The 12,795-nt window shown below is 61.1% G+C and carries 10 protein-coding genes; 2 read left to right on the top strand and 8 right to left on the bottom strand.

Annotated features, from left to right (window positions below; all coding sequences use genetic code 11):
• Positions 1 to 235 precede the first annotated feature (235 nt).
• Both L6R21_00575 and L6R21_00570 read right to left on the bottom strand, forming a co-directional pair.
• A complete protein-coding gene (locus L6R21_00575) occupies positions 236 to 1,072 on the bottom strand; it encodes a tetratricopeptide repeat protein (protein ID MCK6557668.1) in 837 nt (278 codons plus the stop codon).
• A gap of 25 nt (positions 1,073 to 1,097) precedes the next feature.
• A complete protein-coding gene (locus L6R21_00570; GenBank protein ID MCK6557667.1) occupies positions 1,098 to 1,583 on the bottom strand; it encodes a sigma-70 family RNA polymerase sigma factor in 486 nt (161 codons plus the stop codon).
• Between the two features lie 396 nt (positions 1,584 to 1,979).
• Here L6R21_00570 and L6R21_00565 point away from each other — a divergent pair, with 396 nt between their 5' ends.
• The gene (locus L6R21_00565) at positions 1,980 to 2,165 is read left to right on the top strand and encodes a hypothetical protein (protein MCK6557666.1); all 186 of its coding nucleotides are present in this window, start codon (positions 1,980 to 1,982) and stop codon (positions 2,163 to 2,165) included.
• Between the two features lie 120 nt (positions 2,166 to 2,285).
• Here L6R21_00565 and L6R21_00560 read toward each other — a convergent pair whose 3' ends face one another.
• The 6 genes from L6R21_00560 to L6R21_00535 form a co-directional block, all read right to left on the bottom strand.
• Positions 2,286 to 5,678, bottom strand: a complete 3,393-nt coding sequence (locus tag L6R21_00560; GenBank protein MCK6557665.1) for a CHAT domain-containing protein — start codon at positions 5,676 to 5,678, stop codon at positions 2,286 to 2,288.
• Positions 5,679 to 5,766: 88 nt separating this feature from the next.
• The gene (locus L6R21_00555) at positions 5,767 to 6,819 is read right to left on the bottom strand and encodes a 2-oxoacid:ferredoxin oxidoreductase subunit beta (protein ID MCK6557664.1); all 1,053 of its coding nucleotides are present in this window, start codon (positions 6,817 to 6,819) and stop codon (positions 5,767 to 5,769) included.
• Between the two features lies 1 nt (position 6,820).
• Positions 6,821 to 8,656 carry a 2-oxoacid:acceptor oxidoreductase subunit alpha gene (locus tag L6R21_00550; GenBank protein ID MCK6557663.1) on the bottom strand — a complete coding sequence of 612 codons (1,836 nt, stop codon included), beginning with the start codon at positions 8,654 to 8,656 and terminating at the stop codon, positions 6,821 to 6,823.
• A gap of 92 nt (positions 8,657 to 8,748) precedes the next feature.
• Complete coding sequence (locus L6R21_00545; GenBank protein ID MCK6557662.1) at positions 8,749 to 9,627, bottom strand: DUF72 domain-containing protein; 879 nt, start codon at positions 9,625 to 9,627, stop codon at positions 8,749 to 8,751.
• Between the two features lie 118 nt (positions 9,628 to 9,745).
• Complete coding sequence (locus tag L6R21_00540; GenBank protein MCK6557661.1) at positions 9,746 to 10,378, bottom strand: molybdenum cofactor guanylyltransferase; 633 nt, start codon at positions 10,376 to 10,378, stop codon at positions 9,746 to 9,748.
• A 23-nt stretch (positions 10,379 to 10,401) separates the two neighbouring features.
• A complete protein-coding gene (locus L6R21_00535; protein MCK6557660.1) occupies positions 10,402 to 11,031 on the bottom strand; it encodes a hypothetical protein in 630 nt (209 codons plus the stop codon).
• 873 nt (positions 11,032 to 11,904) lie between these two features.
• On the opposite strand from L6R21_00535, the gene amrB reads away from it, so the two are divergent.
• Positions 11,905 to 12,783, top strand: a complete 879-nt coding sequence (gene amrB, locus L6R21_00530; protein MCK6557659.1) for an AmmeMemoRadiSam system protein B — start codon at positions 11,905 to 11,907, stop codon at positions 12,781 to 12,783.
• The last annotated feature ends 12 nt before the right edge of the window (positions 12,784 to 12,795 follow it).

Below are 12,795 nucleotides of genomic sequence, written 5' to 3'. Positions count from 1 at the left end.
AAATCCAGGGCAAGTCATTCGTCACGCAGTCTACCAGACTGCAAACGAAGCAAGCTGGAAAAGACTTCGCGATCGCGCTGTTTTTTCCAGAGGAATACGATAATGTGAACGGGAATTTAGTCGCGCCAGCCACATTTGCAAGTTCTTTTTGGCTGACGCAATGCCGCAAACCCGCGGCGGATCCGCCGCGGGTTTGCATCCGGCAAGTCGGCGAGATAGAATTCAGCAGTAGCGTCTAATGCCGGTGGATTCTCTGCCGTGCCGCGGCGCGATAGAGTGAATCACCGCGGGCGGCGAGTTGTTCGTAGAGGAGTTGTGCTTGATCGGGATCTTGTTCGAGGCAGGATTCAGCGAGGAACCATTGCGCGGCGGAATCGTCAGGCTGGCGTTGGACGAGATCATGCAAAACCGCGCGCGCAGCTTCCGGCTTTCCGATTCGCAACAGACTGACGCCCTGGAAAAGCAGCAGTCGTGGTTGGTCCGGCAGCGCTTGCACGAGCGAGGCCAGCAGCGGCAAAGCTTGTTGGTATTGCTGTTTCTCATAGGCCTGGCGGGCTTCTTCCCACATTTGAGCCAGAGCGGGATCTGGCACGCCGGCAACGCTGCTGGCCGGCCACTCCGGCTGCCGCAGGTGGGCAGGCGTTTGACCGGCGGAAAAGGAAGGGCCGGCAGTTCCGGCTTCGTCGTACTGGCCGGAGGATTCGTCGCCAGCGGTGTGTTGGTAACGATCCAACCAGAAATAGCCGGCGCCCAGAATGAGCACGAGCACGGCATAGCCGGCCAGAGCCGGGCCGTGCGCACGCAGCCAGTGCACGGCGAGCGCGCCAATCGAGTCGTGCGTTTTTCTGTGGAGGAAATTGCGCAGAAAGGCGGGGGTGCGGTGGCGGCGTTGAAAAATCAAATCGCCGTGACGCTTCATGACCAGCGCCGTCTTCTCCATGAGCAGCAGGTCGCGGCCGCACTCGTCGCAGCCCAGGTAGTGTTCTTCGAAGGATTCCTGCGCCTGCTCGGGCAACTGGTGACGAACATAGGCGGCAATAATCTCGAGACGGTCTTCATAGGTGCATGGCATGGGAACCTCAGCAATCGTTACTCCCTCACGAATAAAACAAGGATCGAAAGACCGGATCTTTCAGGCAGAGCTTGCGCAGACGTTTGAGCGCATCGGACTTCAGGCTGTAAACCTTGTCGGCGGGCAGACCCATGACCTCGGCGGCCTCGCCTTCTTTCAGCCCTTTGTAGAACACCAGCTTCAGAACCTGGAAGTAATTATCCTTCAGCTTGGAGATTTTGCTGTGCAGGCGGCGGGCCAGGTCATTGGCCTCCGCCTCGTCACGAAAGACAATACCAATCGCCTCGGCAAACTCCAGGGGCGCGGTGCGACGCTGCCAATTGCCCTTCTTGCGAAAGTGAGTCTGCGCCACATTGTTGGCAATCCCGATGAGAAACGTGCCGGGCTTGGCGTCGTTGAGGCCCTTGTAGTTTGGATAACTCTGCAATGCCGCCAGCATCGTATCCTGGACCACTTCCTCCAGATCGACGCCGTCCAGATGCCAGTTCTTGATCAGATAGTACTTCACCATCAACTGGCGCGAGGCGATCCATTGGGGATCAATCGATTTGGGTTCGTCAGCGATGATTCATTCCTCCCTGCGCTCGAATGCAACCATTCATGCAGCATTTTTTCCTCGCGAGTTCACCAAGTTGCAGCGTCCTCAAAGTGGTTGTGAGTAATCACAGCCGGTCTGGGTCTTATATGAATGAACGGGGGAGAACTCACCCCCAGGGGCCCTTCCAAGTTTGCCGAGTAGGGGAACGGTGCAATAATAACGCTCTCTCCGATCAAAAGCAAACCCTGCAACGGTGAAATCTCCCGGCTCTGCCGTGCGCCCGGAAGGCGCGCGAGGCCGAGCCACAGTTGGCCGACTGTGCCGCATGTCTTGTGATTTCTTTCACTCCAACCTGAAAGGACTGAGACCATGCGTACAGTCATTCGTTTGCTCGCATTGCTGGCGTTGTTGGCATTGCAGGCCTGCTCCGCAAACCTGCCGACCGCGCCGGAGAGTCAAGCTGTTCCATCCCAGCAGACCGATATTGGCAATACGACCCACGGCGGCGAAGACCCGCCTCCGCCTCCGCCCGGCAACGGCGGCGGCTGGTCCTGAGCTTATGCCGTGATCTGCTTCATGCGCCGGAGCCTGCTTCCGGCGCATGAAACCATCCTCGTTCCTCAGCAATCCCTCCGCCTCGAAAGATTTGATTACCGCTTTAGTGAACACTGTGGGCTAGTGGCGAGCGCCGGAGGCTCTAGGCCGGCGGAAGCGTCGCACTGCATAAACGGCGCCCGCCAGAATGATCAGGGCAACGGTTGCCGCATACCAATAGTAGTTCGAAGAGCGCGGCGGCGGCAGCGTGACTTGCCAATCCGGCCCGTAATAGCAGAACCCGGCCCAGTCCAGCAGACTGGCATTCGGGTCTTCCAGCATTTCGAGCTTGGCGGTCTGCAGTGCCTGCACGGTGGATTGGCCGCGCCGCAGCGCGGCATAGTACACCGAAAAGAATCGCGCCGTGGCTTGATCATTGATCGCCCACAGGCTGGCAATCACGCTCGGGGTGCCGGCGGCGCGAAAAGCCTGCACGAATCCCGCAAAGCCCTCACCGTTGAGAAACAGGCCGCGCGCGGTTTCACACCCGCTCAAGATGGCGATCCTGGCCGCAAGTGTCCGGCCGAAAATTTCAAACGCATAGATGCGATCGAGCGCACTGTCCGCCGCGTTGGACAGCAGAATCTCGGCGTGCAGCGGCTCACCGGCCTCGCTGAAGGCATGGCCGGCGATGTGCAGCCAGTCACAATCCGGCAGTGCCTCCAAAACGTTTTGGCGCGTGGCGGAGCGGCCGGCGAGAAGGCGTTGCACGCTGGTGGTGGCTTGGATCGCTTCCAGTTCGTTGCGGCTGCCCGGCAAAGCCTCGCGCCTGCGCCGCGTGCCGGCGGGTGAAGTGATCGAGAAGGGAGCAAAGCGAAGCGGATCGGCCACCAGCAGGAAGGACTTTATGGCGAGTGGTTGCGGCGCCGGCTGCGGCAGCGATTGCAGTGAAAGGCCGTAACGAACGGTGTGGTGCTTGAGCAGGAACGCAGCACGGTTGCCGGCCGGCGTCTCGGTCACCAGAATCTCAAAAGGCAGGGCATGCAAGATCTCATCGGGAACCACGGCCAGCCCTCGCTCCCGGCGCGCAGACAACGGCCCGGCGACGAGAAGCCGGTAGACGGCATGCGCGGCCGCCGTGTCAAAACCGGCAGCCTCGCGCGCAAATGAATCCGTCTGTTGCAGCGCCAGCACCGGGTGCATGCGCGCGAGCAGCGGTTCGAGTTGCCGCCGGCCGGCTGGGATCTCCCAGCCTTGCAGGGTATCACCGGCCACCAAGAACACCAGGCTGAGCGTATCCCCCACAAAAAAGCTGAGGGCCACTTCGCCCTGGTGCGCCAGCGTCCGGCGCAAGCTCTGCAAGGCCACATTGTCGAGGGAAGGCGGCGGCTCATCGACGTGACCGAGCAGACTCTGCATCAGCTCTTGGCGCGCCAACTCATGGCGGCGAAGATCCGCGGCGAGCAGAGGCGCTGCAACGCCAGGCTCACCGGAGGCCTGCTGCAGCCGCTGGCGCAGGATCAAAGAATCGAGATGAGCCAGCTTGGCGTGCAAATGCTGCAACGAGTCAGCGGACTTCAGCAGATGCGCCTGCCAGCGCCGGCGCTGAACCACCAGATCGCGGCTGCGCTCCGCCAGGCAAATCGCCTCTGCGGTTTGATTGGTGCGCCACAGCGCGCGACTGAGGCCCAAAAAAACCGCGCGTTCTTCGCGGGCCAAGGAGGCGGATTGCTCCAGAGTGGCGGTGCGGGCATTGGAGACCACCACTTCCAGGGCCGTGCGATAAAGCACAATGGCGCGCGTCAAGTCGCCGGTGCGAAAAACGGTTTCTGCCAGGCCGGAGGAGGCCTTCAAATAGCTGAGATAGTCAGGCGCTTGTTGCAGGCGGGCGAGCGTAGCCGTGAAGGTGCTTTCGGCGCGGCGGAATGCGCCGGCGCTCAAATACAATTCACCCACCGCAGTTTGGGCTTCCAGCTCGAGATCGACGAAACCCGCTCGTGACGCGGCGGCGGTGACCTCCTCCAGCAAGGGCAGCGCTTCGGCATGCCGCCCCAGCAACGTCAACAGACGCCCACGATCGAGAACGATGGTCAAGTGCAACCTGCGGTTCTCACCTGCCTGCGTGATTGCCAACGCGCTGTCACAGTACGCCAGGGCTTCGGCATGGCGGCCAAGTTGTTCATAGGCATTGCTGAAGTGTTGCAGATAGTAGCGCCGGTGCAAGAGTGAGCCATGCTGTTGCATGCGCTGTTCGTTTTCCTGAAAGCGTGCCAGCGCCTGTTGCACGCGGCCTGCCTTGAGATCGGTGACGGCGACACTGTAAAGCAATTGAATGGCATATTCACGCTTGCCGAGCGAATTCGCGATGGCCGCGGCCCGCAGAAAATTTTCGGCGGAAGCCTGCCAGCGCCCGCGTGCTCTTTCCAATCTTCCCTGATGATACATGGCCGTGAGCAGGGTGTTCGCGTCCGCAAAAAACTGCGCCTGCTCCCGCACAAACTCGAGGTGCTGCTCTGCCTCCGACCAACGGCAGAGATTGAGGAGCTCCTGGCTCAAGCTCAAGCGCAGCAGATACTCCAACTTCAGGTTGCCGGTCTGCTTCGCCAGCGCGAGACTCTCGGCCCGCAAGCGTTGCGCTTCCGCGAGATTGCCGCGCCCCATCTCAGTCTGCGACAAGACGTTGAGTAGTTGGGCCAGTCCGTCTTCATCGCGCATGCTGCGGCACGCGGCAATTTTCCAATTGAGCAGCCTGCCCGCCTCCGCGAAGCGGGATTGGTAGTTCAAGTTGTTGCCAAGCGTGACGCAGACTTCCCAGGAGTCATGCCCTTGCTCGATCAAAGCGAAAAACATGGCGGCCGCGGCCGCCGCCTGATTTTGGGATTGGAGCAGATAAGCCTGGGCATGCCGCAGTCGCCAGTTGGCCGGCTGCAACTGGCTCTGCCGCTGCAGGATTTCCGCAGCGCGCTCGCGCTCCCAACTGTCGACGAAAAGCTCATAGGGATGCAGGTTGCGGCAGCCGAGCTCCAGCGCTTTCTCGGTCTGCACCCGGGTCTGGGCGGTGTCCCGGCGAAAGTGATGCAATACCGCGAGCGCGCCTGCGATTTCACCGCGATAGTCCCGGTAAGTGGAATCGGCAAGCAGCTTCGCGAAAAAATCCAGGCCTTGCTCGATTCTGCCTTCATAAATGAACAAATAGGCCGCGGTTGGGAAAACGCGCGGAAAAATTCGCGGTTGCCGCAGGCTCGCGGCAAGCAAGGCATGCGCCTCGCGGTACTGCCCTTTCCCCATGGCATGGCGAATCTGCAAATATTCGGCGGGAACAAATTGCTCCGGCTGAGCGGCGAGCGCGAGCGCGAGCGCCACCGGCAGCAGCATGCTGAGCGCAACGCCGCGGCCAAGCGGGGTCAGCAGCTTGGCCCACCCTCCCCGGCTATGATCCTCGGATTTTTTCGGCAGTCCGGGTTGGTGCGGCGTTGCAGGCGTGCGGCCTCGCGCTGGCGCAAGCCGGGCGGGAAATGGGGGTGTGCAGTGCATAGCGGCCAGTGCCTCTGAATTTGAGCAATGCAAAAAGCCCGCGATCTGAGCGCGATCGCGGGCTTCGAATCTCGTGTGAGGCGGCAGGTTACTTGTACTCTTCCATGATTTGCTGCAGCGCCTCGCGACCGGGGCGCACGCGGCTTTCCGGCAGAGTGGCGAGCGGCTCGTCCACCACATTCAAGAGGCTGATGAAATCATCCAGGCCGGGATCGACGAAGAGAATGCCGGTCAGCACTTCCTCGCGCGCCCGCGCCTTGGCAAGCGCGCGCAGTGCGTCCGCCTTGCGCGCCGGGTTGTAGTCTTCCGGCAGTTTGCTCAACAACAGACGGGAGCCGTCGTGCAGCGTGACTTCCTGGGTGGTACCGGGCGCATAATCCACCACGATGTCATCGAAGAAGGGCACGAAGCCGAGATCGCTGAGCTTTTCCTCGTGCTCTTTGACGTAGTCGTAGCTCTTGGTGGAGCCTTCATGATCGTTGAAGGTGACGCACGGCGAAATGATGTCGAGCAGAGCGGTGCCGCGATGTGCCACCGCGGCTTTCAGAATGGTGGTGAGTTGGCTCTTGTCGCCGGAGAAGGCGCGCGCCACGAAGCTGGCGCCCAGTTCGATGGCGAGCGCGCACATGTCGATGGCGGGCAGATCATTGACCACCCCGGTTTTGAGCCTGGCGCCCTTGTCGGCGGTGGCGGAGAACTGGCCCTTGGTCAGGCCGTAAACGCCGTTGTCTTCGATGAGGTAGATCATGGGAAGATTGCGGCGCATGAGATGGACATACTGGCCCATGCCAATGGAAGCGGTGTCGCCGTCGCCGCTCACGCCCACGATCATGAGTTGATGATTGGCCAGCGCCGCGCCGGTGGCAACCGCGGGCATGCGGCCATGCACCGCATTGAAACCGTGCGAGGTGCTCAAGAAATAGGCCGGCGATTTGCTCGAACAGCCGATGCCGGAAAACTTCGCGACGCGGTAAGGATCCACGCCCATATCATAAAAGGCGTCGATGATGCGCTCGGAGATGGCGTTGTGGCCGCAGCCGGCGCACAACGTGGTCTTGCCGCCGCGATAAGAATCGCGGGCCAGGCCGAGACGATTGACTTTCGCCGCCGGCCGGCCGGGAGTTTCGGTGATCTGTGCCATGTCAGCTCTTCTCCTGATTCAGAATATCTTCCACGATGATGCGCGCCGGAATCGGCAGGCCGTTGTAGCAGCGAATGCTGTGCAGTTTTGCTTTCACCGCGGCCTCGTGCTCCATGCCCAGCAGGCTGAACATCTGGCCGTCGCGGTTTTGATCCACCACGTAAACGCGCTCGTGTTGGGCGATGAAGTCTTTCACCTCGTCGCCGAAGGGATAGGCGCGCAGCCGCAGATAATCCGCGGCCACCTGATGCTGCTCGCGCAGCACGTCGAGCGCCTCCAACACCGCCCAATGGCTGGTGCCGTAAGCGATGAGGCCGAGGGCCGTGCCGGCCTCGTGCTCGCGCACGGCAGTGGGCACGCGCTGCCGCGCCGTCTCGAATTTGTGCGCCAGGCGGTCGACATTGCGGCGATAATCGCCCGGCCGCTCGCTGTATTGCGCGCGTTCATTGTGGCCGCTGCCGCGCGTGAAATAAGGCGCCTTGGGATGTTTGGTGCCCGGCAGCGTGCGGTAGGGAATGCCGTCGCCGTCCACGTCTTTGTAACGGGCAAATTCCGCGACTTTGTCCAGGTCTTCGGCAGTGAGGACTTTGCCGCGGCGCAGCGGCTCCTCGGGATAGGCGAAGGGATCGGACATCCACAAGTTCATGCCGAGATCGAGATCACTCATCACGAACACCGGCGTCTGCAGCTCCTCCGCCAAATCAAAAGCCTGAATCGCCATCGTGAAGCACTCCGCCACCGAGCAGGGCAACAGCATCGGGTGTTTGGCATCGCCGTGCGAAAGCACCGCGGTCGAGAGAATATCGCCCTGCATCGTGCGCGTCGGCAGGCCGGTGGAAGGCCCGACGCGCTGAATGTCGAAAATCACCACCGGGATTTCGGCATAGTAACCCAAACCCACGAACTCCGACATCAACGAGACGCCGGGACCGGAGGTGGAAGTCATCGAACGCGCGCCGGCCCAGCCCGCCCCGATCGCCATGCCCACCGCCGCCAACTCGTCCTCCGCCTGCACGATGGCAAAGGTGGCTTTCTTGGTCTCGGGATCGATGCGGTATTTGTTCATGTATTCGATCAAGGTCTCGCACAGCGAGGAAGACGGCGTGATCGGATACCAGGTGACGACCGTGACCCCGGCGAACAGGCAGCCGAGCGCCGCCGCGGAATTGCCGTCGATGACGATTTTGCCCGCGGTCTCGTTCATGCGCTCGACGCGATAAGGAGGTTTCTGCGCGAAATTCTTCTGCGCGAATTCATAACCGGCTTTGGCAGCTTCCCAGTTCATCGCGGCAGCCTTGGCCTTGTTCTTGAACTGCTTCAACAACGCGCGTTCCACTTCCGCCATGTCCAGGTCGAGCAAGTAGGCCAGCACGCCGTCGTAGATCATATTGCGCACCAACTTGCGCAGCTTGGCCACCGGACAGACCGGCACCACCAGCTCATCGAACGGCACCGGGTAAAAGGTCACATCCTGGCGAAGTTTGTTGAGCTGCAAGGGTGCGTCGTACACCGCCACTGTGCCGGGCGCCAGCCGCATGACGTCTTCGTTTGCGGTTTCGGGATTCATCGCCACCAGCACGTCGATCGTTTCGCGGCGCGCAATGTAACCGTGCTGGCTCACCCGCACGGTGAACCAGGTGGGCAGGCCTTGAATGTTGGAAGGGAAAAGATTCTTTCCGGAAACCGGAATCCCCATTTGAAAAATGGCGCGCATCAGCACCAGGTTCGAACTTTGGCTGCCGGTGCCGTTGGCGGTCGCAACATGAATATTGAAATCGTTGACGCAAACATCGCCATTTTGGGCAGGGGTGAGGGATTGGGATTGAACCGCATTCACCACGATACTCCTCTTGACTCAGGTTGAGATTGAAGGGATTTGGGAAGTTCTTGCGCAATGGCGCGCAATATAAGGCGCGCTTGCGATAAAAATCAATTTCTTTCTGTCCGGCGCGAGAAGGGAAACTGCCGCCGCAGCTCACCGGCTTCGAGTAACGGCGCACCGCGCAAGAGCGCCTGCAATTGCACCGCGTTGATCAGGCTGTGGCCGCGCGGATAATTGTTGAAGACGATGCAGCCGAGGGAAGTCCGGGAGAGCGCTGTTCTCACCCGGCCGGCAATCGCGGCCAACTCGGCATCGGAATACAAATAATCGTGGCGATCATCGCGGCTGGCCGCCGCTGCCAGCCAGGCGGCTTGATTGCGGCCGTCAAAACGGGCATAAGCCAGCCGGCTGGGCGTTTCGAGCGGAAAGACAAAGGCCCGGCCGGGCCGCGGCTGATCAACATGCGCCAGGCACAAGCCCGCCGCCAGCAGATTCTTCCCGGCGTTGGTCTCGGACCACGAGTGGTGATGCAGCTCGATCACCAACGTGTGTCCGGCCAAAGCGTCTGCCAGCCAGCGCAGCCAGTCCTGATTCGCGGGAGAATTGTGAAAGGTGTGAGAAAACGGCGCGACCACTGCGGCGAGACGCTTGGCGCCCGTGAGCGGTTCGAGACCCGCGAGAAACCGCTGCACTTCCGCCGGCGATTGCGCCGAGCGCTCGCGCAACAATTTCTGCCACAGGCGGGCCGTGAAGCGCAGCCGGCCATTTGCTTTCACCGGCTCGAGCCAGCGCCGGGTCGTCTCCGGCGCTAGCGGCTGGTAATAGCTCGCGGTGATTTCGATGAGATTGAAAGTGCGCGCCAGCCAGGCCAGAATTTCATCGCGGTTGCCGTTGCCCAATCCGGCAAAGCGCGCGGGATCATCCCAGCCGGCAACGCCGAGATGGAGATTTTGCGGTGCAGCAGGTAAAGGCGGCAGCGGATTCATGCAGATGACAAGTTCTCATTGAGCTGAACAACCGCGTGGTCTCATCCTCCTGGCAGAATGTTTCGCGGGCACGGGCACCGCTGCTCGCATGAGCGGCAAGCCCGTTGGCAACGAAGACTCATTCTCCGGCGGCGCCTGTCACCGGGGCGGTGATGAGTTTGTCCGACAACGCCGCCAGCAGTTGGCGATAATCCGCCTCGGTATTCACATTGTAAAACGATTGCAGCGCCGCATCGACCTGCCGCAACTCGGCTTCGCTTACTTCACGCACGTGCACGTGAGAGAGCCAGCCCGTCATGCGCAATTGGCCGGCGGCAAGCGCACGCGCGATGAACGGCAGGCAGGCCTGGTCATAGACGGCGCATAACGGCTGCAGCCGATCGTGTACGTGCGGGATGACCACCTCGAATCCGCTGCTCCTGGCCATCAAGTCCTGCGCCAGCTCGGGCAGCAGCAGCGGCATGTCGCAGGCGCAGACAAAATTCTTCTGCGCGGGTGATTGCATCAGGCCGGCATGCAGACCGCCCAGGCTGTTTTTGCCGGGAATGAGATCATAGACGATGCGGCCGGCGGGCGAATCGACTTGGTGGTCCGGGGCGGTGACGATCAGCACGTGCGCAAAAGCCTGTTGCAGGCGCGTGGCAAGCGCGGCCAGAATCGTGGTGCCCTGCCACGGCAACAGCACCTTATCGCGGCCCAACCGGCTGCTCTTGCCGCCGGCCAGAATGATAGCCGCGCCCTCGCTCTTCATTCTCACTCCTCTCCCGCCGGCCCTTATCGGTTGGATTGCAATTCAATTTCTGCGAAAGTCACCGCGGGATCAGCGATGATGAAGCCATAGGCGCGGGCTTCATCACCAAAGGTTTGCGCGAACGCCGCATCAGCGGCAGCATCGCCGATGTGCCACGACACCGTGCGGGACGGGAGAGAACTGCCGGTGTCCGAAGCTTCGGTGAGATAGCGCTCGCCGTTGGGAAACTCCAGCACGATGAACACGCGCGGCTCCGGCGCCCGCTTGCCTTCCGCGATCATGAGCGCAGCCAGCCGGCCCCGGCGTTCTGCCTCCGGCACCGACAGTGGAAAGTCAAAGGGGTTCACGCTGAGCGTTTGCCACGGCACCGCGACACTGCCGGCCGCGGTCAGCTCATTGGCGGTTTGCGAGCGGTAGTATGCCACCGTCACCGGACTGATCACGAGCAGATATTTGCTGTGATCCTGTAGAAAGTCCAGCGACTTGATTTTGACCGCAGGATGGCGCCTGACTTCCTTGGGGCTGACCACGGCCACGGCTGCGGAGTCACGCGCGGCCGGTGCTGGAGCATGCCGGTCTTTCAGAATTCCCCCGGCCCCGAAAAGCAGCCAAAAGATGGCACCACCCGCAACGAGTTTGAGCAGGATGTCCATAATCCCCTCCTGGAGGCCTGGGTCTGTCAAAAACTTGACAATGCTGCGTTGACTCTCACGCTCCCGAGATGGTCATGCTGCCAGCATTCTTTGCAGCGCACGCCACAGTCGCTGAGATCGCCGCAACTCATCGGTTGCTGGCAAGGCCTCATCCTGAGTGACACGTTTGGCGGGTGTATCCGCCAAGTCAACATTGTCAAGCTAGCCGTTGTCTATCCGAAAACGTTCCAACCTTGGCTCAGCCGAGGTGTCATCCTGCAAGGATCCTGTGAAAACTCGAGTACGGTATCAAGTACTTCACAAGATTCCTTCTGAATGACTCTCGGAAGCACTTATACAAATCAAAGTAACAAAGCACTAGAGATTCTGATGCAACGGCCGAGCCGTTGCAGGAACATTTTCTCACAAGTTCGCAATCGCGGAACAGACACGGATCATCCGGCTGGCGATCGGTGCCTGGAGCGACGTGCGATGCTGGTTGTTTTGTATTCTGCCTTCCATCCTTTCGCCCGACTGTCGTCGGGGCAATTTGCCAACCGCGCCCTGGCCCCGCTGATGATTCCGCACGCCTGCGGGCGTGTTCATTCTAACTCACACTGGCGAGAGAAGCAAGGATAAATTCCGCTGCCAGCGACAGCAAGTAGCGCGGATTGCTCGTCTGCCGCAAGCGCGACGCCAACGCGACGATTTCCCGGCAAATTCCCCGATTGTCGGCCGCAAGACCGGCAAAAACTCGTTGACATTCCTGATTTTTGTGCTACATTCCCAGCGTCGGCGATTGAGGAGGGTGCACATGAAGCAGAGGTTCCACGATAGCGAAAACTAAAGGCATGACATTCCGTTGTGCCTTTTTGCTTTTGGGAGCTGGGCGCCATGGCAAACCCACGCAAGCAAAACGAGCCGGTGGCCGGCGGTGCCATCAGACCGGCAGCAGTGGCGGGCATGTTCTATCCGGAGAATCCGCAGGTGCTCAGCCGAGTCGTGCGCGATTTGCTGGCGCAGACCCAGCTCGCAGCAGCGCCCGGCCGGTTGGTCGCCGGCATTGCACCGCACGCCGGCTATCGCTATTCCGGACCGGTGGCCGCCCACACCTATGAACTTCTGCGCCGCCAGCCTCCGGCAACAGTCGTCATCATCGCGCCCAGCCATTGGGAGTATTTTCCGTTCGTCTCCGTCTTCTCCGGCAGCGGTTATCGCACGCCGCTCGGCGAAGTGCCGGTGGCGGCCGCGCTCGCCGAACAGCTCATTCAAAAAAACGAAAACTTCAGCGCAACCTGGAACGGCCATCGCGTCGAGGCAGAGGGCGGCGAACATGCCATCGAAGTGCAACTGCCGTTTCTGCAACTCGTCGCGCCGGCGAGCACGATTCTGCCGATCGTGATGGGCGAACAATCCTGGGACTTGTGCGAGGCCCTGGGGCAGGCGCTGGCGGAATTGGCGGCACAGACCACGATGGCCATCATCGCCAGCTCGGATCTTTCCCACTATCACAGCGATGCCGAAGCGCGCCGCCGCGATGGCTATTTCATCGAGTTGCTTGAGGCCGGCGAACCGGAGCCGCTGTTCGAGGCTCTGCAACAACGCACCTGCGAAGCCTGTGGCGCCGGCCCGATCGTGGCCGCGCTGCTTGCCGCCCGCCGGCTGGGCGCCGATCAGGTGCGGGTGTTGTGCTATCAAAACTCCGGCGACACCAGCGGCGATTACAGTCGCGTCGTCGGCTATGTTTCCGCCGCCTTCGAAACAATGCCGTAACGGCCCGCGGTT

Source organism: bacterium, assembly GCA_023150945.1.
Lineage (GTDB): Bacteria > Zhuqueibacterota > Zhuqueibacteria > Zhuqueibacterales > Zhuqueibacteraceae > Coneutiohabitans.
Note: the sequence above shows the minus strand (reverse complement) of the source record. Positions and strands in the feature narration are given on the sequence as shown.